Origin of the sequence: Cupriavidus sp. 30B13 (assembly GCF_049059565.2) — a bacterium.
Taxonomy (GTDB): Bacteria; Pseudomonadota; Gammaproteobacteria; order Burkholderiales; family Burkholderiaceae; genus Cupriavidus.
The window spans coordinates 1,818,035-1,842,752 of record NZ_CP188224.1; the positions used below are offsets into that span (position 1 = coordinate 1,818,035).

Below are 24,718 nucleotides of genomic sequence, written 5' to 3' on the forward strand. Positions count from 1 at the left end.
ATAAATATGATGTAAGCTGTATTAAATTATACATTAAGGCCAGATAAGGCGCGATAACTATTCCTTATCGAGCCTTATCCGGTTGCCTCGCGCCAACCCCGCCAAAACGATTGCCTGGACCATGCAAAACGCCGATTTTCCCGCCACCACCCGCGCCCGCGCCATCACCCGCGAAGACGTCTGGCAGGCCGCCGACGCCTTGCTGCTGGCGGGGCAGCGCCCGACCATCGAGCGCATCCGCCTCCATCTCGGGCGCGGCTCGCCCAATACGGTCAGCCCGCACCTCGACGCCTGGTTCGCCGGGCTCGGCGCGCGCCTGCAGGATCCCCAGGCGTTCGCGGCGCCGGCCAGCCTGCCCGACCCGGTGAGCCAGGCCGCCCGCTACCTGTGGGAAGCGGCGCAGGCCGAAGCCCGCGCCGCCGCCGCGGCCGGATTCGCCGGCCGCGAGGCCGCGCTGGAAGCCGCGCGCCAGGCACTGGAAACGGAGCAGGGCGCCCTGGCGCAGGAACGCGCCGTGCTGGAAGCCCGCCTGGCAGCGGCCGACGGCGCCCTGGCCGAACTGGCCCGCGCCCGCGACGAAGCCGGCGAGCGCGCTGCCCGCGCCGAGGCGCAACTGCTGGCGCAGCAAGCCGATAACGACACGCTGCGTGCCCAGCTAGAGCAGGCCCGCCAGGAAAAGGACACGCTGCTGGCCGAAGCTGCCAGCCAGCGTGCCGCCTGGGACAAGGAACGCGAAACGATGGCCGGGCGGGCCAGCGCGAACGAGCGCCGCATGGCGCTGGAACTCGACGCCGCGCGCGTGGCGGCGAAAGACGGACAGCGGCTGCTGGAAGGCGAACGCCGCGCGGCGCAGCAGAAACTGGCCGAAGCCGCGGAAGCCGCCGCGCGCCAGGCCGGCGAGGCAACGCGGCTGGGCAAGGCGATGGCGGTGCTGGAAGAGCGGCTCAGGCAGCAGGAAGCCATGCTGGCCGAATACCGGCGGATGCGGGAGAGCCGCGGCGGCGCGGAGCCGGAGATGCAGCGGGCGGGACGGCCAGGGATGGCAAGAAGCCGCCAGCTACGGGCGGCGAGGGCGCCGCGGGTGAAGGTTTAGGGAGAAACCTGAGCTAAAGCCAAGAATCAAAATTCCCCCGTAAACTACTGATATATAAACTCTAATGGGCCTCAGGCACTGCATTTGAAGGCATCGGGATTCCGTGGTCCATTTCCTCGTGGGTGGGCAGGGTGCAGCATATGTGCGGGCACGCTGGAACGAACTCGATCTGCACCGAGCGCGTAGGCAGTCCTGCGATCGGGGCGTTATAGGATTTTCCCGGTTCGGCGACATGAATACGGTCAGCCTGAAACCCCCTCATGGCAAGGAATCGCCGGATCGTTTCTGCCCGGTCCTTCGCCAGCAGTTTGCCTCTCCGCTCGCTGACGTCGGTGTGACCATAAATGCCGAAATCGCTGTAATTCGGGAAATGCACTCTCAGTTCCGCAAGCCAGCCGCCAAGGCGAAGGGCATTTTCGGCGTCGAGGGCCGCAGAATCATTCCGGAAAACAAGGTCCAGGCCCTGTACAGGACTACACGCGAATACCACTGTTGACATGCAACTGGCGACCATCGCAAGGACGTTATTCAGAGCAAACGACATAGCCGGCAATGTTATCCGCATTGGTAAGGGTCCTTGGGTCTTTTGCGCTGGCCATTTTCTTCGCGGTCAAAGTGGAATACCACGGATCACGAGAACCAAATACATCATCGAAATGAGAGACTTCATGTACCAGCGTCAGCAATTGCGAATCGAATTGCGGGTGGCGATGACGCAAGGTGCAGAAATCCAGTCGAATGGCAATAGTATGGGTAGCGGTGTCTGGCGCGCAAACTTCTGCGACAGTGCCAGGATTTTCCGGACGAGAGACGCATCCCACCGTACGCATCGCTTCATAGGAGTATCGGATGAAATTGGCTGGCCCCAGGCTCGCGAGAGCGTGCCGCATTCTTCCCAGTCCTGAGGAAATGGCGAAACGGGCTCTCTGGTCTGTCGTGCCAAACCAGGTTTGAAACCATTCCTGATCTGAGGCGTTCCATCGTGCCAGTTGCCGGACGCGCTCGTCTATGAGGCCGAGTGCTTCATTGCGAAGTGCCAGGATATGTTTCCGAAACTCCTCGTTGCTCATGTTCGGGCAGATCAACTCCGGGTGATCCTTCAGGCTGGGGGATCCGCTTTCCGCAAGCTTTTCGCTGGTTGCCGGCCAGCGCGCTGCTGCCTCCGCTTTTGGCTGGCGGGGACCGCTTCGAATATCGACGGCAATGACGAAACTGCTTTGTGACGGAATGACCAATGGCTTGTCTTCGCACTGGCACATCACCCGGGCTCCCCGTACAAGAATCTTGCGCCCGTCCGTGAGCGTAAACGAAGGGGAGGCATCATTCAGCACCGGCCCGCCAACATTGCAGACAGGGCAGGTAGCAAAATCCCCCTCCGCGGCGACAGGGACGCCGTGGTGCGAGACGGTCGATACAGTCGAAATCAGGATGCCGTTATTTGTCGTCCGGTCGCCATGCTTCAGTGCCTCCCGCCTGTCGCTCATATCCCTCTCCGCTGTTTTGCTATTCCATTGAGAATGTGAGATTAAATTGTCTTGGAAAACAAGAAATCCGCACTAAGATTTATCTCAATGTCACAAAATACCGCTATTTTGATGCCATTTGTTACGAGTTGAGGGTGCCTCAAGCCGGGAGACAGAGCCTGGATTGAGGCGGCTGGATATTCGGCATTATCAAATGATTTCTGATGCGGGCAACAAACTATAATCAATTATGTATGCGGCGGCAGACGAGGTGGAGAGCCCTTCTCATGGCCGGATAAGCCATCCGAGAGATAGTTTCCGTGCCAAGCTCTACTGACTGGCATGGTCGATTCAGATTCCTGCCGGATTCACCCGAGATGCTTATAAAAAAACGTCGTCCCGCAAAACGCCCCGTCCGGCATCAGGGCGTACTTCGGCACCGCGCCGACCCGCTGCCATCCCGCCCTTTCATATAGCCGTTCGGCATCGCCGCCGGTCACGGTATCGAGCACCAGCACGGTCTTGCCTTCGCTGCGCGCCACCTCGTCGACGGCCGCCATGAGGCGTTGCGCGATGCCGCGGCGGCGGGCCTTGCGGTGGACCAGCATCTTGGCGAGGTCGGCGCGGTGGGGCTGGTTGTCGGGCTGGGTGAGGATCAGCTGGACGGTGCCGAGGATGGCGCCGTGGCCATCTTCGGCGACCAGCAGGGCGCGCTCGGCGCGGGCGACGCCGTCGGCCACCCCGCGCCAGAATGCCTCGGCCTTGTCGCGCGGCAAGGGCAGCATGAAGCTGACCGAGGCGCCGCCTTGGACGCAGTCGATCAGCACGTCGGCCAGCGCCGGCACGCTGGCCGCGGCTTCCCCGGCGTCCAGGCGGCGCACGCGCACATCGTCAGTCATCGATTTCTCCGCAGCGGTGAAACTTCATGTCATCTGCCAGAAGTAGCCTGCAACTTGCTGATTCCAATGAGATACCTGGCGATTACCTAGCAATCAACTCTTTCGCAGCAAATGCTTCTGGATCTTGCCGCTGGTGGTCTTGGGCAGCGCATCCAGCAGGTAATAACGGCGCGGGCGCTTGTAGGCGGCCAGCCGGTCGCCGTGCACGAGGAAGGCGTCGAGCACCTCGGCGCTGATTTCGGCGCCGGGCTTGGCGACCACGTGGGCGGTGACGATGTGGCCCCAGGTTTCGTCCGGCTCGCCGATCACGGCGACTTCCAGCACGCCGGGGTGTTCGACCAGCGCGTCCTCGACCTCGCGCGGGTACACGTTCTCGGCGCCGGAGTTGATCATGTAGTCGATACGGTCGCGCACCCACAGGTAGCCGTCTTCGTCCAGGCTGCCGAGGTCGCCGGTGTGGTACCAGCCGTAGGCGAGGGCGCGCGCGTTGGCGTCCGGGCGGTTCAGGTAGCCGGCCATCATGCAGGGCCCGCGCACCAGGATCTCGCCGACTTCGCCGGGCGCGCATGGCCGGGACGGGTCGGTGGGCGCGCCGTCGTCGCTCAGGACGGCCACCACGAGGTCGTGGTTGAGCGAGGGCAGGCCGGCCGAGCCGGCGTGGCTGAGCTGCTCATGCGGGTACAGCACCGACATGCACGGCCCCATTTCGGTGGTGCCGTAGACCTGGACCAGGCCGGCGCCGATGGTGCGGTCCCATTCGCGGATCAGGTGCGGCGCCATCGACGCGCCGCCGTACTCCACCAGCCGCAGCGAGGACACGTCGCGCGTGCCGGCGTCCGGGTGGTGCAGCATCAGGGTGATCATGGTCGGCGCGGCGAAGAAGTGCGTGACCTTTTCCTGCTCGACCAGCGCCCACGCCTCGCCGGCGTCGAAGCGGCGCAGCAGCACCTGCGTGGCGCCCAGGTGCAGGCGCGGCAGGAAGCTGGTGTGCAGTTCGGCGGTGTGGTTGAGCGGCGCGATCGACAGGCCCACGTCCTCGCGCGACAGCGTCATCACCTGGTGCATCATCGCGTTGTGCGCGAGCTTGCTGCGGTGGGTGTGCAGCACGCCCTTGGGCCGGCCGGTGGTGCCGCTGGTGTACATCAGGATGCACGGATCGTTCTCGTCCACGGCGATGCCGGGCGCGTGGTCCGGCTGCGCGGCGGCCAGCGTGTCCAGGTGATGGGTGGCGAAGGCCGGCGCGGGGCCGGGATCGGCGTAGATCCAGCGCGTGGTGCCCGGCACCAGCTCGGCCGCTTTTTCCACCACGGCGGCACCTTCGGCCTCGAACAGCAGCGCCTTGGCCTTGCCGTCTTCCAGGATGAAGGCCAGTTCCTGCGCCGCCAGCCGGTAGTTGACCGGATTGAAGATCGCGCCCACGCGCGCCGCCGCCAGCATGCTGAAGACGAAGGCCGGGGTGTTGTAGAGGAAGGCCGCCACCACATCGCCGTGGCCGACGCCGACCGACAGCAGCGCGTGGGCATGGCGGTTGACCTCGGCTTCCATTTCGGCGTAGGTCCAGGCGCGGCGCTCCGCGCCCATGCCGGCGACCAGCGCGGTCTTGCGCGGCAGGTAGCGCGCTGGCCAGGAAAGGGTGTCGCTCAGCGTAAGGACGTGACTCAAGGCAATGCTCCGACGGCGAGAAAAGGGGAAACCGGGCAGCGCGATGCCGGCCGGTCAAAACCCTCGAATATAAGCGGCAGGCCGCTTTTTGGGAAATAACCAATCGCATTGTGCATATGCCCGGCGGCCGGGGTGCCGGAGGCGGGGAGCGCGCGTGGCACCCGCCCGCGACCAGTTAGCGCAAGACCGCCGCCGGGTGCGCCGCGCACAATCGAAGCCGCCCCTGAAACACCCACGAAACGCCACCCATGAAAGACACCTGCCAGGACCTGCTGGCCGAATACCGCGAACTCGACGCGCTTGCCGCGTCCCTGAGCGCCGCGCAGTGGCGCGAGCCCGGCGCCTTCTACGGCTGGAGCGCGTGGGACGAGATCGCCCACCTGTGCTACTTCGACCAGACCGCGCTGCAGTCCGCCACCGAGCCCGCAGCCTTCCTGCGCGGCGCGGAAACGCTCAACGCGCTGATGGCGGCCGGCGGCCACATCAGCGCGGTGGCGCGCGAGCAATACGGCCGCCTCGACGGCCCGGCGCTGCTGGCGTACTGGCGGCCCGTCTATGAACAGCTGGCCGGCACGTTGGCGGCGCTGGACCCCAAGGCCCGGCTGCCGTGGTACGGCCCGGCGATGAGCGCGCGCAGCTTTGCCACGGCGCGGCTGATGGAGACCTGGGCGCACGGGCAAGATGTGTGGGATACCGTCGGCCGCATGCGCCGGCCCACGGCGCGGCTGCGCCATATCGCCCACATCGGCGCCACCACCTACGGCTGGACCTTCGTCAACCGCGGCGAGCCGGTGCCGGGGCCGGCGCCCCATGTCGCGCTGACCGCGCCCGATGGCGAGACATGGACCTGGAACGCGCCCCAGCCAGACAACTTCGTGCGCGGCAGCGCCGAGGACTTCTGCCTGCTGGTGACGCAGCGCCGCCACCTCGACGACACCACGCTCGAATACAGCGCGGGCCCGGCGCGGATGTGGCTGGCGCAGGCGCAGTGCTTCGCCGGCCCGCCCGCCACCGGGCCGGCGGCCGGCACGCGCGTGGCGCGCGCGGCGCAGGCGGGGTGAACGGCCCCGCCCCGGCGCTGGCCGCGCAGGCAGGGGTGCCGCTGGCCATCGCGCAGGCCGCCGGCATCGACGCCGCCTTGCGCGCGCTCGGCGCGGACCCCGGCCAGACCTGCCTGTCCGAGCACGCGTTCGCCAACCTCTACCTGTTCCGGCACGCGCACGATTACCGCTTCGTCGCGGGCAGCCATCCGCACATCACCGGCCTGACCTACGACGGCGCGCGCCACGTGCTGCCGCTGTTCGCGCTCGACACCGCGCCGCGCGCGGCCGTGCGTGCGCTGCTGCGCGGGCACGACTGCTTCTACCCGCTGTCCGCCGCGCAGGTGGCGCGGCTCGATCCGGCCGTGTTCGGCTGGAGCGCGGTGCGCGCCGATGCCGACTATCTCTATCCGGCCGCCAACTTCGCCGGCTACCGCGGCACGGTGCTGTCCAAGAAGCGCAACCTGATGAAGCAGTTGCTGGCCGCGCACGCGGTCACCGCGCGGCCTTATCGCGCCGGGCTGGCGCCGCGGGCCATGACCGTCCATGCGCAGTGGATGCAGGCCAGGCGCAAGGCGCAGGGGGAAGCCGACGACGCGCCATGCACCGAGGCCCTGCGCGAGGCGGACCGCCTGGGCCTGGAAGGTTTCCTCTACGAAGCGGGCGGCCAGCCTGCCGGTTTCGTGCTGGCGCAGGAGATCCGCCCGGCCGTGTTCGCCATGCGCTTCGCCAAGGGGGTGGATGCGTACAAGGGCATCTACCAGTACATGTTCCACCATTTCTGCACGGCCTTTGCCCGGCCCGTGGCGTGGCTGAACTTCGAGCAGGACCTCGGGCTGGACAACTTCCGCCGGACCAAGCAGTCGTACGCGCCCAGCGCGCTGCTGCCCAAGTACCGGGTCACGCTGCGCGCGGAGTGAGCCCGCCGGCCGGCCCTGGCGCGCCGGCGGGCCCCGCAGCACAGCCAGTTCTCGCAAGACCCCGGCCGGAGCCGCCCCTACCATGGTTTCAAGCCGGCGCGCACCCGCGGCGGATCGTCAAGCACATTCTCCATGGCCTATATCGAATCCAGAATTTCACCGACCAGCGAAGCCAGCCAGGCCAACCGCGCCGGCATGCTGGCGCTGCTCGAGCGCATCCGCGCGTTCGAGCGGCGCGCCGCCGACACCTCCGCCGCGTCGCGCGAGCGCTTCGAGAAGCGCGGCCAGTTGCTGCCGCGCGAGCGGCTGGCGCTGCTGCTCGACCCGGGCGAGCCGTTCATCGAGCTGTGCTCGCTGGCCGGGCTCGGGCTGGACAACCCCGACCTCGACAAGAGCGTGCCCGGCGGCGGGCTGATCGCGGGCATCGGCGTGGTGTCCGGCATCCGCTGCGTGATCAGCGCGTCCGACTCCGGCATCAACGCCGGCGCCTTGCAGCCCAAGGGGCTGGACAAGCAACTGCGCGTGCAGGAGATCGCGCTGGAGAACAAGCTGCCCTACGTGCAACTGGTGGAAAGCGCGGGCGCCAACCTGATGACCTACAAGGTCGAGGACTTCATCCGCGGCGGCAACCTGTTCCGCAACCTGGCGCGGCTGTCCGCCGCGGGGCTGCCGGTGGTGACGGTGACGCACGGCTCGTCCACGGCCGGCGGCGCCTACCAGACCGGCCTGTCCGACTACATCATCATGGTGCGCGGGCGCTCCCGCGCGTTCCTGGCCGGCCCGCCGCTGCTGATGGCCGCCACCGGGGAGGTGGCCAGCGAGGAAGAACTCGGCGGCGCGGCGATGCACACCAGCGTGTCCGGCCTGGGCGACTACCTGGCCGAGGACGACCGCGACGCGCTGCGCCTGGCGCGCGAAATCCTCGGCAAGATCGACTGGCCGCGCGAGCAGCCCGCGCCGCGCGCGTTCAAGCCGCCGCGCTACGACGCCGAGGAACTGCTCGCCATCATGCCGATGGACCACAAGCGGCCGGTGGACATGAAGGAGGTCATCGCCCGCATCGCCGACGACTCGGACTTCCTGGAATTCGGCGAGAACTACGGCGGCGCCACCGTCTGCGGGCATGTGCGCATCGAAGGCTGGCCGCTCGGCATCATCACCAACAACGGCCCCATCGATCCGGCCGGCGCCACCAAGGCCACGCACTTCATCCAGGCCTGCTGCCAGTCGCGCACGCCCATCCTGTACCTGAACAACACCACCGGTTTCATGGTGGGCCGCAGCTACGAGGAAGGCGGCATCATCAAGCACGGCTCCAAGATGATCCAGGCCGTGAGCAACGCCACCGTGCCGCAGATCACCATCTACTGCGGCGCGTCGTTCGGCGCCGGCAACTACGGCATGTGCGGGCGCGGCTTCCATCCGCGCTTCTGCTTCTCGTGGCCCAACGCCAAGACCGCGGTGATGGGCGGCGAGCAGGCCGCGCGCACCATGGCGATCGTGTCGGAGGCGACCATGAAGCGCAAGGGCGGGGAGGTGGACACCGCCCAGCTCGAGGCGCTGCGCAACGGCATCGTCGAACGCTTCGACCGCCAGATGAGCGTGTTCGTCACCAGCGCCCATGTGCTGGACGACGGCGTGATCGACCCGCGCCACACGCGCGCCGTGCTGGCCAGCGTGCTGGCCGTGTGCCGCGAGGGCGACGCGCGCGCGCCGCAGGCCATGCAGTTCGGCGTGGCGCGCCCCTGAGCCGCGCGTCCATCGCGCATCCGCTGCACATCAGCTGCACATTCGCCGCGCGCCGTCCGCCCGCCACCAGATACCGCATACCAGGAACCCGACATGCAACTCACCACCGAACACGAGGCGCTGCGCGCCACCATCAAGCGCTTCATCGCCGAGCAGGTCAACCCCCACGTGGACGCCTGGGAAGAGGCCGAGATCTTTCCCGCGCACGAGGTCTTCCGCAAGATGGGCGCGCTCGGCCTGCTCGGCCTGTCCAAGCCGGAAGCCGACGGCGGCGCCGGGCTGGACTATTCGTACAGCGCCGTGCTGGCCGAGACCCTGGCCGACGTCAACTGCGGCGGCGTGCCGATGGCCATCGGCGTGCAGACCGACATGGCCACGCCGGCGCTGGCCCACCACGGCAGCGACGAAGTCCGGCGCGCGTTCCTGGCGCCGGCCATCCGCGGCGAGTACGTGGCGTGCCTGGGCGTGTCCGAGGTCGGCAGCGGCTCCGACGTGGCCTCCATCAAGACCACCGCCCGCCGCGACGGCGGCGACTACGTCATCAACGGCGGCAAGATGTGGACCACCAACGGCACCCAGGCCGATTTCTGCTGCGTGCTGGCCAATACCTCCGAAGGCGCGCCCCACCGCAACAAGACCCTGATCGTGGTGCCAATGGACACGCCCGGCGTCTCGGTCGCCAGGAAGATCCGCAAGATCGGCATGGACTCGTCCGACACCGCGCAGCTCTATTTCGACGACGTGCGCGTGCCGCAGCGCTGGCGCATCGGCGAGGAAGGCATGGGCTTCACCTACCAGATGGAGCAGTTCCAGGTCGAGCGCCTGTGGGGCGCGCTGAACACCTGCGGCGTATGCCGGAAAGCCATCGACCTGACCATCGGCTACACGCGCGAGCGCAAGGCGTTCGGCCGCGCCATCCTGGACAACCAGTGGGTCCATTACACGCTGGCCGAGCTGCAGACCGAGGTGGAAGCGCTGCACGCGCTGTGCTGGCGCGCCGTGGAGATGATGGTGCGCGGCGAGGATGCCACGCGCCTGGCCACCATGGCCAAGCTCAAGGCCGGGCGGCTGGTGCGCGAGGTATCGGACCGCAGCCTGCAGTTCTGGGGCGGCATGGGCTACGCGCTGGAAAGCCCGGTCTCGCGGATCTTCCGCGACGGGCGGCTGACTTCCATCGGCGGCGGCGCGGACGAGGTGATGCTGCAGATCCTGTGCAAGTTCATGGGCACCTTCCCGCAAGGGAAATGAGGGAAATGAAGGAAATAAGGGAAAAGAGGACCATGAAGCCGTCCACGCCATTCAACAAGATCCTGATCGCCAACCGCGGCGAGATCGCCCTGCGCGTGATGCGCAGCGCCGCCGCGCTCGGCTACCGCACGGTGGCGGTCTACTCCAGCGCCGACGCCGGCGCCCGCCACGTGGCCGAGGCCGGCCAGGCGGTGCATATCGGCGAGGCCGCGCCGGCGCAGTCCTACCTGCGCATCGACGCCATCCTCGACGCGGCGCGCCGCACCGGCGCCGACGCCATCCACCCCGGCTACGGCTTCCTGGCCGAGAACGCCGATTTCGCGCGCGCCTGCCGCGCGGCCGGGCTGGTGTTCATCGGCCCGTCGCCCGAATCCATCCTGGCCATGGGCAACAAGGCCGGCGCCAAGCGCCTGATGATGGCGGCCGACGTGCCGTGCATCCCCGGCTACCAGGGCGAAGACCAGAGCGACGCGCGGCTGGCGGCGGAGGCCGCGCGCATCGGCTTCCCGGTCATGATCAAGGCCACCGCCGGCGGCGGCGGGCGCGGCATGCGGCTGGTGCCGGATGCGCGCGCGTTTGCCGGGCTGCTGCGCAGCGCGCGCTCCGAGGCGCTGGGCGCCTTCGGCGACCCCGAGGTGATCCTGGAGCGCGCCGTGGCGCGGCCGCGCCATATCGAAATCCAGGTCCTGGCCGACCGCCACGGCAACGCCATCCACCTCGGCGAGCGCGACTGCTCCGTGCAGCGCCGCCACCAGAAGCTGATCGAGGAGGCGCCGTCGCCGGCGGTGAGCGCCGAACTGCGCGCGCGCATGGGCGCCACCGCCGTGGCCGCGGTCAAGGCCATCGGCTACGAAGGCGCCGGCACGCTGGAATTCCTGCTCGACCGCGACGGCAACTACTACTTCATGGAGATGAACACCCGGCTGCAGGTGGAGCATCCCGTCACCGAGGCCATCACCGGGCTGGACCTGGTGGCGCTGCAGCTGCGCATCGCCGCCGGCGAGCCGCTGCCGCTGGCGCAGCAGGACGTGCGCTTTGCCGGCCACGCCATCGAGGTGCGCCTGTGCGCCGAGGACGCGCAGCAGGACTTCATGCCGCAGAGCGGCACCGTGGCGCTGTGGCAGGCCCCGCCCGCGCTGCGCACGGAGCACGCGCTGTGCAATGGCGCGGCCATCCCGCCGTACTACGACTCGATGATCGCCAAGGTGGTCAGCCACGGCGCCGACCGCGACGAAGCGCGGCGCCGGCTGGCGCGCGGGCTGGAAGATCTGGTGGCGCTGGGCGTGACCACCAACCAGGCCTTCCTGGGCCGCTGCCTGGCACACCCGGCGTTCGCGGCGGGCGAGGCCACCACCGCCTTCATCGGCGAGCACCAGGACGCGCTGCTGCGCGCGGAGCCGGACCGCTGCGCGCGCACCGCCGCGCTGGCCGCGCTGCTGCTGTACGAGACCGCGCCGGGCCGCGCGGCGGGTGCCCCGGCGGCCAGCCTGGCGCCGGCGCTGCCGATCGGCCTGCGCTACCGCGTGGGCGGAGCGGAGCACCAGGCGCGGCTGGCGTTCATGGGCGCCGGCCGGTTCGAGGTCGTGCTGGGCGCGACCCGCCATGCCTTCGAAACCATCGCGCTGGGCCAGCACGCCGCGCGCTTCGCCCGCGACGGCGTGACCGAGAGCGCCGTCTTCCACCGCGACGGCGACACGCTGCTGCTGCAATACGACGGCGAGCCGGTGCGGGTGGAGGACCACACCCGCGCCGCCGCCGAGCGCGCCGGCGCCGGCGCCGGCGACGGCAAGCTGCGCGCCGCCATGAACGGCCGCGTGGTCAACGTGATGGTGGCCATCGGCGACCGCGTGGAAGCCGGCCAGCCCATGGTCACGCTGGAAGCCATGAAGATGGAGCACGTCCACGTGGCGCCGGCCGCCGGCCGCGTGGGCGCGGTGCACGTGCAGGTGGGCGACCAGGCCGCCGCCATGCGCGTGATCGCCGAGATCGAATGCGAAGCGCGGGCCGCCTGAGCGCCGCCATCCCGAGAGATTCCGAGAGATTCCGAGACAGCCTGAGAAAGCCCGGAGAGAGTTCAGAGAGAGCCCAATGAGCGAAGCAGACAACCCGGCAGTCCTCCACGACAAACGCGGTGCCGCGTTCTGGATCACCATCAACCGGCCCGGCAAGCGCAACGCGCTCAACCAGGACGTGATCGCCGGCATCCGCGCCGGCTACCGCGCCGCGCACGCGGACCCGTCCGTGCGCGCCATCGTGCTGACCGGCGCGGGCGACCTGGCCTTCTGCGCCGGCGCCGACCTCCAGCCCGGCAAGGGCTTCGCGTTCGATCTGTCCCGGCCCAACCTCGACTACGCCGACCTGCTGCGCGAGTCGCAGCAGGCCACGCTGCCCACCATCGCCCGCGTCAACGGCACCTGCATGGCCGGCGGCATGGGCCTGCTGTGCATGACCGACATGGCCGTGGCCGCGGACACCGCGCTGTTCGGCCTGCCCGAGGTCAAGGTCGGCGTGTTTCCCATGCAGGTGCTGAGCCTGCTGCAGGCGCTGGCGCCGCCGCGCCTGGTGCGCGAATGGTGCATCGGCGGCGAGCCCTTCAGCGCCGCCGAGGCCAGGGCCGCCGGCCTGGTCAACCACCTCGCCGCGCCCGGCGAGCTGGACGCCCGCACCGACTGGCTCGTCGCCCGCGTGGCCGACAAGTCGCCCACCGCCATCCGGCGCGGCAAATACGCCATGCAGGCCATGGCCTCGATGAGCTTCAGCGAAGGCATTGCCTACACTGAGAGCCAGATCGCGCTGCTGGCCATGACCGAGGACGCGCGCGAAGGGCTGGCCGCCTTCAACGAAAAGCGCAGGCCGGTGTGGACGGGCAAGTAACCACATGACGGCATGACGGCATGACGGCATGACGGCATGACGGCATGGCAGCGTAAGGCATGACAACGCCGGCGGCGACCGGCAACTTGCGAGACGAGACAGGGGAAATCGCGTATGGGAGACACCATGACCGCCACACCATCCTCAACCGACGGCAGCGGCGACGGGGAGCGCGCCGGCATGCTGGCCCTCGGCATGGCCGACTGGCTCCGCCGCCGCGCCGCGCGCGGCCCGCAGCGCCCGGCGCTGACCAGCGGCGGGCAGACCTGGAGCTACGGCGAGCTCGTGGCCCGGGCGGGCCAGATGGCCGCCGTGCTCGCCGCCGGCGGCGTGCGGCCCGGCCAGCGCGTGGGCTACCTGGGCCTGAACGACCCGCTGTTCCTGGTCACCCAGTTCGCGTGCGGCTGGCTCGGCGCCATCTTCGTGCCGCTCAACTTCCGCCTGACCGGCCCCGAACTGGCCTTCATCCTCAACGACGCGGGCGTGCACACCCTGTTCGCCGACGACGGCCATACCGCCGTGATCGGCGAGGTGCGCGGCCAGCTCGAATGCCGGCGCTACCTGTCCCGCGCCGCCGCGCCCGGCTGGGAAGGGCTGGACGCGCTGCTGGCCGCTGCCGCCCGCGACAATGCCGCGCCCGCGCCGGCCGCCACCCGCCCCGGCGACGTGGCCGCCATCATGTACACCTCCGGCACCACCGGCAACCCCAAGGGCGCCATGCTCACGCACGGCAACTTCTGGATCAACAACCTCAACGTCACCATGATGAGCGACATCGCCAGCACCGATGTCGCGCTCAACTTCGCGCCGCTGTTCCACGTCGGCGGCATGTGCTGCATCACGCTGCCGGTGCTGATGGCCGGCGGCCACCTCGTCCTGCAGCGCAGCTTCGACCCGGCCGCCGTGATGCAGGACATCGCCACCCACCGCGTGACGCTCAGCTTCGCCGTGCCCGCCATGCTGCTGTTCATCAGCCAGCATCCGGACTTCGCGCGCGCCGATCTCTCCACCTTGCGCGGCATCTCGGTCGGCGGCGCGCCCATGCCCGAGCCGCTGCTGCGCCTGTTCGGCGCGCGCGGGATCCCCGTCAACCAGGGCTACGGCCTGACCGAAACCGCCGCCGCCACCACCTTCCTCGCGCCCGAGCGCGGCGCGGACAAGCTCGGATCCTGCGGCACCGCCGCCATCCTCACCGAAGTCTGCATCCGCGCGTTCAACGGCGCCCCCGTCGCCACCCCGCGGGAGCGCGGCGAGATCTGCGTGCGCGGCGGCAACGTCATGAAAGGCTACTGGAACCGCCCCGAGGCCACCGCCGGCGCGTTCTACCCCGGCGGCTGGTTCCGCACCGGCGACGTCGGCTATGCCGACGAGGAGGGCTTCTACTACATCTGCGACCGCCTCAAGGACATGATCATCACCGGCGGCGAGAACGTTTACCCGGCCGAGGTGGAAAGCGTGCTGTACGACCATCCGGCCATCGCCGAAGTCGCGGTGATCGGCGCGCCCGACGCGCAATGGGGCGAGCGCGTGGTGGCCGTGGCGGCGCTCAGGCCCGGGGCCAGCCTGACGCTGGAAGAACTGCAGGCGTTCGCCGGGCCGCGGCTGGCGCGCTACAAGCTGCCGCGCGAGCTGCGGGTGGTGGCGGCGCTGCCGCGCAATCCCACGGGGAAGGTGCTGAAGGTCAGATTGCGGGAGCACGGCGGGCAAGCCGCGTAGCTGTCCGGCCGCCTTGCGGCCCACGGCCCACGGCCCGCGGTATCCGGGTAAATACCGAAGCGGGCTTTTCTCGGCAAGACCGCCCCATTTCCGGGATTTCCCGCCGGAAATGGCGTCTTTATCGCTTCGGCTGCACCAAGGCAGATCCGGCCGGCGGTTTTTCTTAACCAAGCTGGCGCATTGTGAAAGTCCGTCATGAGCCGTTCATCTTTTGTCCGTAGCGGGTCCCGGCCGCACCACGTAGATTCGGTGCAGCTCGTGCTCCGAAACGCAGACGAAAGGATGAACTGACATGACTGCCCCCATTGCGATGCCGCCCGAAATTGCAAGAAAGATCGCCTGGCGGCTGGCCCCGCTGATGATCCTGATGTACATGGCGAACCAGCTCGATCGCGCCAACATCGGCTACGCCGCGCTGACCATGAACCAGGAGCTGGGCATGACGGCGGCCCAGTTCGGCCTCGCGGCCAGCCTGTTCTTTCTCGGCTATGTCCTGTTCGAGGTGCCGAGCAACCTGTGCATGTACCGTTTCGGCGCGCGCCTGTGGATGACGCGGATCATGCTGACGTGGGGCGTGGCGTCGTCGCTGACCAGCCTCGTGCCCAATGCCCAGTGGCTCTACGTCGCGCGGTTCTGCCTCGGCGTGTTCGAGGCCGGGCTGTTCCCCGGCATGGTCTACTACCTGACGCTCTGGCTGCCCACGCGCGACCGCGTCTGGATGATGTCCCTGTTCGTGACCGCGATCCCGCTCACGGGCGTGCTGGGCGCGCCGGTTTCCACCTGGCTGATGGAGAACGCGACGGTGTTCGGGCTGTCGGGCTGGCGCGCCATGATCTTCCTCGAAGGCCTGCCGTCCGTCTTCCTGGGTCTCGTGGTGTATTTCTACCTGCCGGACAGCCCGGCCAAGGCACGCTGGTTCTCGGCCTCCGAGCAATCGACCATCGCCGCGGTGCTGGCGCAGGAGCAGGCCGCGGCCAGCACGCGGGCCGGCCATGGCCTGGCTTCGGTCATCGCCAACGGGCGCGTCTGGGCGCTGGGCGCGGTGTACTTCGGCATCAACGCCGGCATCGTGTCCCTGCTGTATTTCCTGCCGCAGGTGGTGGCGTCGTTCGAAAAGACCCTCGGCGTCAAGTACACGATTCCCCAGATCGGCATGATCACCGCCATTCCCTTCGCGTTCGCGGTGGCCAGCATGCTGGTGTGGGGCCGCGTCGTGAAGCGGCACCGCATCACCAGCGTGCATATCGCCGGGCCGCTGCTGGTCTGCGCCGCCGCGCTGACGGTCGCCATGTGGATGCGCTCGCCGTACGGCACGATCGCCGCCTTCGCGGTGGGAACGGCGGCGTGCTTCTGTACAATGACCACTTTCTGGCAACTGCCCAGCCGCTTCCTGGCCGAGCGCGCCGCCGCGGCGGGCATCGCGCTCATCACCAGCCTGGGGGTCTGCGCCGGTTTCGTGCTGCCTTATTTCATCGGCTGGTCCAAGGACGTCTCGGGCCACTTCGCCCTGGCCTTCTATGGCGTCTCCGCGCTGATGCTGATATCGGCTTGCGTGGTCGTGGCGCTGGAAAGCAGCCGGGCGCCGGGGGCCGCGGCAAGGCCGGTCATGGGCAACTGATGCCGGCGGCCGCGCGTTTTACCTTTGATCTGCCCGTACCGACAAGCCGCAGGGCCGCCGGCCCGGGCAAGGAGTGAGCAATGCGTCGTGGCGTACCAAGCCTGGGGTCGTTGCAGGCGTTCGAGGCGTCCGCCAGGCATGAGAGCTTTTCGAAGGCCGCCCAGGAACTGGCCCAGACCCACGGTGCCATCTGCAAGAAGGTCAACGAGCTGGAGGAAGACCTGGGCGTGGCCTTGTTCCACCGCGTGCGCCAGCGCCTCGTGCTGACGCCGTCCGGCGCCGAATACGCGCGCCGCATCCGCGTGCACCTGGACCAGATCCGCCGCGACACCATCGAGCTGATCCGCTCGGAGAGCGAGTTGCACCTGGACGTGGCCGTGGGCGTCTCGTTCGCCGCCCAGTGGCTGGTGCCGCGCCTGCAGAGCTTCTATGACCTGAACCCGGATATCCGCCTGCACATCATCGGGCGGGACCAGCCGAACTTCTTCGACGACTCCAATTTCGACGCGACCATCTATTTCGGCCAGCATCTGTGGGCGGGCATGACCGGCGCCGCGCTGGTCAGCGACGACCGCCTGGTCCTGGTGTGCGCGCCGGGCTGGTGCGAGGGGCAGCGCGAGCTGCCGCTGGAGCGCATCGCCGCGGCGCCGTGGATCTACACGCGCGACATCCCGGCGGCCTGGACCGACTGGGGCGAATCGCTGGTCGGGCGGCCGCTGGAGCACGATGCTCCCACGCCGCACTACGACATGTTCGTCATGTCCATCAACGCCACGGTGGCGGGGCAGGGCCTTGCGCTGCTGCCGCGCAGCCTGGTCGACCGCGAGCTGGCCGGCGGCCAGCTGGTCGTCGCGCACCCGCACTTCGTGCCGAGCCCGAGCAATATCTATTTCGCGTTTCCCGAGCAGCGGCGCCACTGGGAGCCGGTCCGCAGGTTCGAGGCCTGGCTGATCGACGCGGCGGCCAGCTACGTCCGGCTTGTGCAAGCCGCCGGCTGAGGCGGGCCGCGCCCGCCGCGCCGCCTATCGGATGGTCGCCTGGTAATCGCGCAGGTCCGGGCTTTCGCGCAGCAACTGCCCGAACAAGCCCTGGAAACCGAGCCAGGCCACGTAGTCGGAGCCGATCTGGCGGCGCACGGAACGCGCTTGCTCATCGGACAGCACGCTGAACTCGCCGGCCGCCTCGGCCAGCAGCTGGATCTGGCAGCAACGCTCCATGGCCACGAAGCGGAAGGCCGCCGCGTCGACCGACGTGCCGACCGTCAGCAGGCCATGGTTGACCAGCACCGCCGCCCGCCGGTCGCCCATCGACTGCGCGATGCGCCGCCCTTCGTCCGCCGCCAGCACCAGCACGTCGCCCTGGAACGCCACCTGATCCTCGAAGAACAGGCAGGCCTCCTGGTTGATCGGCAGCAGCGTCCGGTGCCGCGCCGCAAACGCGCGGCCATAGACGGAATGCGTGTGCGCCGCGGCAACCACGGCGGGATTGCTGCCATGGATGCCGCAATGGATCGCCGCGGCCGCCGCGTTCACCGGGCCGGTGCCCGCGTGGACCTTGCCGTGTTCGTCGATGCAGATCAGGTCGTCGGGATGGATGGCGGAAAAATGCTGCGCATAGGCATTGACCCAGAAGCGGTCCGCGTGCTCCGGGTCGCGCACCGTGATGTGGCCCGCGATGCCTTCGGCCAGCCCGAAGCGGGCAAAGATGCGGAACGCGGCGGCCAGCCGCAGCTTGCGGTCCCTGCGCGCGGCCTCGGCGGAGTCGAACTCCCGCGGCGCGGGCAGGGCGCCGCCGATGGGCGCCGGGATCTTCAGGGCGATATTCACGGTGTCGTTCACAAGGGTTCCAGGGTTCCAGATGGCTTGGGCAGATCCCATTCTGTTCGAGGCCGCGGGGCGGCGCTATCGATGAATACTCACAGGCCGGTGATGGATCGGCAGCAACGGGACCGGCGGCCACGCCGCGGGTCTTCCGCCGCGTGGCCGCAAGCGTGCCGGCAGCCGCGCCGGCCACCCACTACAATGGCGCATCGCCCGGCCTCCCGCCGGGCCGCACCCTGGAGTCGAAGATGCGTATTCTGGTTGTCGGAGCGGGCGCCACTGGCGGCTATTTCGGCGCGCGGCTGTTGCAGGCCGGGCGCGACGTGACGTTCCTGGTGCGCCCGCGGCGCGCCGCCCAGCTGGCCGAGCATGGCCTGCGGGTCAAGAGCCAGCACGGCGACCTGCATTTCGCCAGGCCGCCGCTGGTGCAGGTCGGGCAGATCGCGCAACCGTACGACGTGGTGCTGCTGAGCTGCAAGGCCTACGACCTCGACAGCGCAATAGAGGGTTTCGCGCCCGCCGTGGGCCCGGACACGGTCATCATCCCGCTGCTCAACGGCATGCAGCATCTGGACAAGCTCGATGCCCGCTTCGGCGCCGGACGGGTCATGGGCGGCCGTTGCCTGATCTCCAGCACGCTGGACGAGCAGGGCACCATCCTGCATCTGTCGGCCTTCCACGTGCTGTCCTTCGGCGAGCGCCCGTCCGGCAGCAGCCCACGCGCGCAGGCCCTGGCCGCCGTGTTCGGGGACGCCGGCTTCGACGTGCAGCGCAGCGAGGCCATGCTGCAGGACATGTGGGAGAAGTGGCTGTTCCTGGCCACGCTGGCGTCCTCCACCTGCCTGATGCGGGCCGCGGTGGGCGACATCCTGGCCGCGCCGCGCGGGCGCGAGCTCATCGCGGCGCTGTTCGACGAGTGCTCCGCCATTGCCGCGGCCAACGGTTATCCCGCCCGCGCGCCGGCGCTGGAGCAGGCGGCGGCCTCGCTGTTCAAGGCGGGCTCGCCGATGACGGCGTCGATGCTGCGCGACCTGGAGCGCGGCGGCGCCATCGAATCGGACCAGATCGTGGGCGACCTGCTGGCGCGCCGCGGCCCGACGCCGGCGCCGACGCTGGAAATGGCGCTGACCAGCCTGAAGGCCTACGAAGCGCGGCGCGCGCGCGGGGACTGACCGGCCCGGGCATCGCCTGGCGTCTTGTCGACCGGCCCGCCCGGAAACATCTCACTCCGGCCTGCCGGCGCGCAGCGCCGCGATCAGCCGCTTCGCGGCGGCCGAAAGCGTGCCGCCGCGCCGGGTGACGATGCCGAAGGTATCGTTGCGCGACTGCATGCGCACCGGCAGGATGCGCAGCATCTTCTGGCGCGCGTAGGGCTGCGCCACGCTGGTCGGCAGCAGCGACACGAGGTCGGCGCTGCCTTGCAGCAGCGCCACGGTGACCAGCGTGGAGGCGGTGGTGATGGCGTTGGCCGGCATGCTCATGCCGGCCAGGTCCAGCTCGCGCAGGAGCAGGGCGTGCATGGGCATCTGGGAGGGATAGATGACCCAGCGGTAGCGGGCCAGGTCGGCAAACGCGAGTTCGCTGGCCCGCGGCGCCGCGTGGGCGGGGCCGACCACCACCGAGATCGGCTCGTCGCCCAGCGGCTCGTAGCGGTAGCGCGCGGGCTGGTCGCTCACCAGCGCGCGGCCGATGACGAGGTCCAGCCGGCCGTCGTCCAGCAGGCCGAGCATGCGCAGGCTGGTGTCCTCCACGATTTCCACCGCCAGGTTGGGCTGCCCGGCCTGCAGGCTGGCCAGCGCGGGCGCCAGCACGCCGGTGACGGCACCCATGATGACGCCCACGGCGAGCCGCCCGGCCGTGCCGGAGCGGATCTCGGCCATGTCCTGGCACAGCGCGGTGAGGTCGGTGGCCAGCAGCCGCGCATAGCGGATCACGCAATGGCCGAACGGGTTGGGCTGCATGCCGGTGCGGGTGCGCTCGAACAGCGGCGCGTCCAGCATGCTTTCCAGCTCCTGCAGGGCCTTGCTGGCGGCGGACTGCGTCATGGCCATGGCCGAGGCGGCCTGGTGCAGCGATTTGTGGTCGTCCAGCGCGATCAGCAACTGCAGCTGCTTCATGCGCAGGCGCGACATCAGTACGTCGAGGGTGGCTCTCATGGGCATGGGCGGGCATGGCCGCCTTGGGTCAGGTCCGGCAAGCTGCCGAGTCTCGGGTGAGTCGCAAAAGCGATCACCAGATGGAAAGGTTTCAATATACATCGGATGCCGGACGCTCTTATATTGCGGAAGCTACCCGCGGCGGGAACACGGCCCGCCGCGCACCACAAGGAGACAGACATGACCCAGCCAGCCCGCCACACCGCCTACCGGGGCGTATTCCCGGTCGCGCCGACCATCTTCGACGAGCAGGGCGGCCTCGACCTCGACGGCCAGCGCCGCTGCATCGATTTCATGATCGACGCCGGCTCCCACGGCATCTGCATCCTGGCCAACTTCTCGGAGCAGTTCGTGCTGACCGACGCCGAGCGCAGCACGCTGATGACCACGGTGCTGGACCACGTGGCCGGGCGCGTGCCGGTGATCGTCACCACCACGCACTTCAGCTCGCGCATCTGCGCGGAACGCAGCCGCGCCGCGCAGGATGCGGGCGCGGCCATGGTGATGGTGATGCCGCCGTATCACGGCGCCACCATCCGCGTGCCCGAGCACGCCATCCACGCGTTCTTCTCCACGGTATCCGACGCCATCGACATCCCGGTCATGATCCAGGACGCGCCGGTCAGCGGCACCACGCTGTCCGCGCCGTTCCTCGCGCGCATGGCGCGGGAGATCGCCAACGTGTCGTACTTCAAGATCGAGGTGCCGCAATCTGCGGCCAAGCTGCGCGAGCTGATCGCGCTCGGCGGCGACGCCATCGTGGGCCCGTGGGACGGCGAGGAAGCCATCACGCTGATGGCCGACCTCGATGCCGGCGCCACCGGCGCCATGACCGGCGCGGGCTTTCCGGACGGCATCCGCCGCATCGTCGATGCCTACCAGGCCGGCGACACCGAGGGCGCCGCGGATCACTACCAGCAATGGCTGCCGCTGATCAACTACGAGAACCGCCAAGGCTGGCTGGCCACCAGCAAGGTGCTGATGAAGGAAGGCGGGGTGATTGCCAGCGACGCGGTGCGCCACCCGCTCCAGCCGATGCACCCGGCCACCCGCGCGGGGCTGCTGCGGATCGCGCGCCGGCTGGACCCGCTGGTGCTGCGCTGGGGGCGTTGAGCGGGGCCGCTTCCTGGCCGGCCTGACCAGGCTGGCCGTGCGCGTGCGGCGCCGGTCAGGGCGCGGGCGGCTGCGCCGGCATCTGGCTGCGCGTGGCCCCTTCGATGCTGACCAGCGCCTGCGCGATGGCCTCGGTCGTGGCCAGCGTGGTGACCACGCCGGTACGCAGGGCGCCGAGCACGGCCGTGGTCTTGGTGCCCTCGCTGGCCACCGCAATGACGTTCGGGATGCGCCGCAGGTCGTCCAGGCTCAGGCCGATCACGCGGTCGCGCACCGGCGTCACCACGGGCCGCCCGGCGATGTCGATGAAGTGGTAGCCCATCACGTCGCCGATCGCGCCGAGCCGGCGCAGCGCCGCGATTTCGTCCGGCGCGAACCAGCCCGAGCGCACCATGTTGCTGTCTTCGTTGATGTCGCCGATGCCCACCAGCGCGACGTCCGCGCGCCGCGCCTTGTCCAGCGTCGGCTTGACGGCATCGTTGCTCAGCAGCGCTTCCCGCACCCGCGGGTCGCCGACGAGCGCCGGCGCATAGAGCGTTTCGCTCGCGCCGCCGAAGCGCGCCGCCAGCCGGCGGCTGATGTGGTCGGAATTCATCACCTCGCCGCCGCGATGGAAGCCGCCGATGGCGCACACGAAGGTCGACGCGCGCCGGGTCGACGAGATGGCGTGCTCCGAGATCGCATTGATGTTGCGGCCCATGCCGACGGCCACGATCATGTCGCTGGCGAGGAGGCGGTCCAGGTGGCTGGCGACCAGCCCGGCCAGCAGCTCGCGCTGCTTGTCCTGGTCGTTGTGGTTGATGGAGACGATCGCCTTCTCGATGCCGAAGCGCTCGATCAGCTCGCGCTCCAGGTCGCGGGTATCGCGCGGGTGATGCCGCACGCGAATCTCCACGATGCCTTCTTCCTGCGCGCGCTTGAGGAGCCGGCCGATCTTGGCGCGTGACAGCGAGAATTGCCGGGACAGGTCTTCCTGCGTCAGCCCGTCCACGTAGTACAGCGTCGCGAGGCGGGTCAGTTCGTCAGTGGTCATGGGGTAGGGCTTGCCGCGCAACTTGCAGGTCCCGCCGGGCGGGACGGATGGGTCGGATCGGCCTGGCCGGGCGGACTGGCCCGGTCAGGCTGTCTTGCCGCCGCGCGGCAAGTGATGTCCGTCTTCGTATTCCTTGATGCGTGCCACCTTCGGCGCGGAGCGCCCGCCGAGGAAACTCGCGGCGAGCCAGGTGTCGACGATGGCTTTCGCGAGTTCGGGGCCGACCACGCGAGCGCCCATTGTAATGATTTGCGCATCGTTGCTCCGGCTGGCGCGCTCCGCCGAGTAGGTGTCATGGCACTGGGCCGCGCGGATGCCGCAGACCTTGTTGGCCGCGATGGCCATGCCGATCCCGGTGCCGCACAGCAGGACAGCGCGCTCGAAATCGCCCTGCGCCACCTTTTCCGCCACGGCGAAGGCGATATTGGGGTAGTGCACGGGGCTGGCGTCATGCGTGCCGAAATCCGTGACGTCGAATCCCCGCGTGGCGAGGTGCTGTTTCAGCAGCTCCTTCAGATCGAACGCAGCTTCGTCACATCCGATGGCCAGCTTCATGTTTCGCTCCGGTTAGCCCAACACGCGGCGTTCGCGATTGAGAAAATACTCATAAACGGACGAATTCTCGTCGCCGGGTATGGCGCTGTCAAGTCATCGTGGCGCGGCCATGACCGCCGGCTTCTTCCGGCCTGTTTTCCGATTATTCCTATAAAAATCCGCAAGATACGCGTCGCGGGTAAACCATGCGCCTGCATCGATTGACACTCAACGAGCGTCGACCTACCATGCCATGGACTTGCTCAATTGTCCATTCATGCACAAATGCAAGGAGGCGCAGTGAACGATCTTCTTCTGGAAGCCAGCGGCGTGCAAAAGGCATTCAACGGTGTCCGCGCGCTCGAGGACGGCCGCCTGACCCTGCGGCGCGGCAGCGTCCACGCCCTGTGCGGCGGCAACGGGGCCGGCAAGTCGACCTTCCTGGGCATCGTGATGGGCATCGCCCGGCGCGACGCGGGCGAGATCCTGCTGAACGGGCGCAGCGTGGATTTCCAGACGCCCGCCGAGGCGCTGGGCCACCGGGTCGCCATCATCACGCAGGAGCTCTCGCCGATTCCCGGCATGACGGTGGCGGAGAACCTCTACCTCGGGCGCGAACCGCGCCGCGCCGGCGTGCTGGTCAGGGCCGCGGCGCTCGTGCGCCAGGCGCAGGCGCTGCTCGACCGGCTCGGCTTTCCGGTCGACGCGCGCGCCCGCATGTCGTCCCTGAGCCTCGCGCAAGTGCAACTGGTGGAGATCGCGAAGGCGTTCAGCCGCGACTGCGACGTGATGATCATGGACGAGCCCACTTCCGCCATCGGCGAGCGCGAGACCGGGGTGCTGTTCGGCGCGATCCGCGGCCTGACCGCGCAGGGCACCGGCATCATCTACGTGAGCCACCGGCTGTCCGAGATCTTCCAGATCGCCGACGACTACACGGTATTCCGCGACGGGCGCTACGCGGACAGCGGCCGCATCGCCGACATCGACCGCGCGTACCTGGTGAGCACGATCGTCGGGCGGAGGCTGCAATCGTCCGGCAAGGTGCGCAGGCAGGCCGGCGCGCCGGTGCTGGAGTCCACCGGGCTGTCGCGCGCGGCGGAATTCCAGGACATCTCGCTGACGGTCCGCCAGGGCGAGATCCTCGGCATATACGGCGTGATGGGCGCCGGCCGCAGCGAATACCTCAACTGCCTGTACGGCCTGACCCGCCCCGACCGCGGCGAAGTCCGGCTCAACGGCCGCCCGCTGCCGGCGGGGCGCCCGCGCAGGTCGATCCAGGCCGGGCTCTCGCTGGTGACGGAAGACCGCAAGGAGAGCGGGCTGGTCCTGTCCGCCTCGGTGAGCGACAACATCGCGTTCTCGGCCTACCGGCGCCTGTCGCGGCTGTCGCTGATCGACCGGCGCAAGGTCAGGGCGCTCGTCGACGCCATGGTCGCGCGCATGCGCATCAAGACCAGCTCGGTGTCGCTGCCGGTGTCGTCGATGAGCGGCGGCAACCAGCAGAAGGTGGTGCTGGCGCGCTGCCTGTCGACCGAGCCCAGCTGCCTGCTGTGCGACGAACCGACCCGCGGCATCGACGAAGGCGCCAAGCGGGAGGTGTACCGGCTGCTCGACGATTTCGTGGCGAACGGCGGCGCCGCGGTCGTGGTCTCCTCGGAAGCCCAGGAAGTGCTGGACGTCAGCGACCGCATCGCCATCTTCAAGTCCGGCCAGCTGGTCACCGTGATCGACGGCCATACCACCACGCAGGAAGACCTCCTGCACCTCGCATCATGAA

The 24,718-nt window shown here is 68.9% G+C and carries 21 protein-coding genes; 13 read left to right on the plus strand and 8 right to left on the minus strand.

The genetic code is table 11. The features are described from left to right. Positions 1–121 precede the first annotated feature (121 nt). The gene (locus ACKI2N_RS27135; protein ID WP_420991923.1) at positions 122–1,093 is read left to right on the plus strand and encodes a DNA-binding protein; all 972 of its coding nucleotides are present in this window, start codon (positions 122–124) and stop codon (positions 1,091–1,093) included. 61 nt (positions 1,094–1,154) lie between these two features. Here the strand turns inward: ACKI2N_RS27135 and ACKI2N_RS27140 are convergent, their stop codons facing one another. The 4 genes from ACKI2N_RS27140 to ACKI2N_RS27155 all read right to left on the minus strand — a co-directional run bounded on the left by ACKI2N_RS27140 (position 1,155) and on the right by ACKI2N_RS27155 (position 5,117). Then, the gene (locus tag ACKI2N_RS27140; RefSeq protein ID WP_420991924.1) at positions 1,155–1,658 is read right to left on the minus strand and encodes an OmpA family protein; all 504 of its coding nucleotides are present in this window, start codon (positions 1,656–1,658) and stop codon (positions 1,155–1,157) included. Continuing rightward, on the minus strand, positions 1,618–2,577 hold the full coding sequence (locus ACKI2N_RS27145; RefSeq protein ID WP_420991926.1) for a M35 family metallo-endopeptidase: 960 nt from the start codon (positions 2,575–2,577) through the stop codon (positions 1,618–1,620). Before ACKI2N_RS27145 ends, ACKI2N_RS27140 begins: the two co-directional genes overlap by 41 nt. Before the next feature lie 347 nt (positions 2,578–2,924). Continuing rightward, positions 2,925–3,455, minus strand: coding sequence for a GNAT family N-acetyltransferase (locus ACKI2N_RS27150; RefSeq protein ID WP_420991928.1), 531 nt, complete (start codon positions 3,453–3,455; stop codon positions 2,925–2,927). Positions 3,456–3,548: 93 nt separating this feature from the next. Then, the gene (locus ACKI2N_RS27155) at positions 3,549–5,117 is read right to left on the minus strand and encodes a fatty acid--CoA ligase (RefSeq protein WP_420991930.1); all 1,569 of its coding nucleotides are present in this window, start codon (positions 5,115–5,117) and stop codon (positions 3,549–3,551) included. Between the two features lie 248 nt (positions 5,118–5,365). Between ACKI2N_RS27155 and ACKI2N_RS27160 the strand changes: the two genes are divergently transcribed. The 9 genes from ACKI2N_RS27160 (at position 5,366) to ACKI2N_RS27200 (ending at position 17,280) form a co-directional block, all read left to right on the plus strand. Then, positions 5,366–6,178, plus strand: a complete 813-nt coding sequence (locus tag ACKI2N_RS27160; RefSeq protein ID WP_420991931.1) for a TIGR03084 family metal-binding protein — start codon at positions 5,366–5,368, stop codon at positions 6,176–6,178. Next, positions 6,175–7,077: a phosphatidylglycerol lysyltransferase domain-containing protein gene (locus tag ACKI2N_RS27165; RefSeq protein WP_420991932.1), complete on the plus strand. Its 903-nt coding sequence runs from the start codon at positions 6,175–6,177 to the stop codon at positions 7,075–7,077. The genes ACKI2N_RS27160 and ACKI2N_RS27165 overlap by 4 nt, the downstream gene beginning before the upstream one ends. Before the next feature lie 132 nt (positions 7,078–7,209). Further along, entirely contained in the window at positions 7,210–8,826 is a 1,617-nt protein-coding gene (locus ACKI2N_RS27170; RefSeq protein ID WP_420991933.1) for an acyl-CoA carboxylase subunit beta, read from the plus strand. Positions 8,827–8,919: 93 nt separating this feature from the next. Beyond that, positions 8,920–10,074, plus strand: coding sequence for an acyl-CoA dehydrogenase family protein (locus tag ACKI2N_RS27175; RefSeq protein ID WP_420991934.1), 1,155 nt, complete (start codon positions 8,920–8,922; stop codon positions 10,072–10,074). A 32-nt stretch (positions 10,075–10,106) separates the two neighbouring features. Beyond that, positions 10,107–12,086 carry an acetyl-CoA carboxylase biotin carboxylase subunit gene (locus ACKI2N_RS27180; protein ID WP_420991936.1) on the plus strand — a complete coding sequence of 660 codons (1,980 nt, stop codon included), beginning with the start codon at positions 10,107–10,109 and terminating at the stop codon, positions 12,084–12,086. A 76-nt stretch (positions 12,087–12,162) separates the two neighbouring features. After that, positions 12,163–12,948: an enoyl-CoA hydratase/isomerase family protein gene (locus tag ACKI2N_RS27185; protein ID WP_420991938.1), complete on the plus strand. Its 786-nt coding sequence runs from the start codon at positions 12,163–12,165 to the stop codon at positions 12,946–12,948. A gap of 126 nt (positions 12,949–13,074) precedes the next feature. Beyond that, complete coding sequence (locus ACKI2N_RS27190) at positions 13,075–14,664, plus strand: acyl-CoA synthetase (protein ID WP_420991940.1); 1,590 nt, start codon at positions 13,075–13,077, stop codon at positions 14,662–14,664. Positions 14,665–14,956: 292 nt separating this feature from the next. Next, positions 14,957–16,282: an MFS transporter gene (locus tag ACKI2N_RS27195; RefSeq protein WP_420991942.1), complete on the plus strand. Its 1,326-nt coding sequence runs from the start codon at positions 14,957–14,959 to the stop codon at positions 16,280–16,282. 80 nt (positions 16,283–16,362) lie between these two features. Next, positions 16,363–17,280: a LysR substrate-binding domain-containing protein gene (locus ACKI2N_RS27200; protein WP_420991943.1), complete on the plus strand. Its 918-nt coding sequence runs from the start codon at positions 16,363–16,365 to the stop codon at positions 17,278–17,280. Positions 17,281–17,304: 24 nt separating this feature from the next. Here ACKI2N_RS27200 and ACKI2N_RS27205 read toward each other — a convergent pair whose 3' ends face one another. Continuing rightward, a complete protein-coding gene (locus tag ACKI2N_RS27205; RefSeq protein WP_420991944.1) occupies positions 17,305–18,120 on the minus strand; it encodes a class II aldolase/adducin family protein in 816 nt (271 codons plus the stop codon). Positions 18,121–18,350: 230 nt separating this feature from the next. On the opposite strand from ACKI2N_RS27205, the gene panE reads away from it, so the two are divergent. After that, on the plus strand, positions 18,351–19,274 hold the full coding sequence (gene panE / locus ACKI2N_RS27210) for a 2-dehydropantoate 2-reductase (protein WP_420991945.1): 924 nt from the start codon (positions 18,351–18,353) through the stop codon (positions 19,272–19,274). Between the two features lie 51 nt (positions 19,275–19,325). Here the strand turns inward: panE and ACKI2N_RS27215 are convergent, their stop codons facing one another. Next, positions 19,326–20,258, minus strand: coding sequence for a LysR family transcriptional regulator (locus ACKI2N_RS27215; RefSeq protein WP_420991947.1), 933 nt, complete (start codon positions 20,256–20,258; stop codon positions 19,326–19,328). Positions 20,259–20,438: 180 nt separating this feature from the next. On the opposite strand from ACKI2N_RS27215, the gene ACKI2N_RS27220 reads away from it, so the two are divergent. Then, positions 20,439–21,371, plus strand: a complete 933-nt coding sequence (locus ACKI2N_RS27220; RefSeq protein ID WP_420991948.1) for a dihydrodipicolinate synthase family protein — start codon at positions 20,439–20,441, stop codon at positions 21,369–21,371. A gap of 55 nt (positions 21,372–21,426) precedes the next feature. Here ACKI2N_RS27220 and ACKI2N_RS27225 read toward each other — a convergent pair whose 3' ends face one another. Then, complete coding sequence (locus ACKI2N_RS27225) at positions 21,427–22,404, minus strand: sugar-binding transcriptional regulator (RefSeq protein ID WP_420991949.1); 978 nt, start codon at positions 22,402–22,404, stop codon at positions 21,427–21,429. A gap of 84 nt (positions 22,405–22,488) precedes the next feature. Further along, positions 22,489–22,959 carry a ribose 5-phosphate isomerase B gene (gene rpiB, locus ACKI2N_RS27230; RefSeq protein ID WP_420991950.1) on the minus strand — a complete coding sequence of 157 codons (471 nt, stop codon included), beginning with the start codon at positions 22,957–22,959 and terminating at the stop codon, positions 22,489–22,491. Positions 22,960–23,238: 279 nt separating this feature from the next. Here rpiB and ACKI2N_RS27235 point away from each other — a divergent pair, with 279 nt between their 5' ends. After that, the gene (locus tag ACKI2N_RS27235) at positions 23,239–24,717 is read left to right on the plus strand and encodes a sugar ABC transporter ATP-binding protein (protein WP_420991951.1); all 1,479 of its coding nucleotides are present in this window, start codon (positions 23,239–23,241) and stop codon (positions 24,715–24,717) included. Position 24,718: the final 1 nt, after the last annotated feature.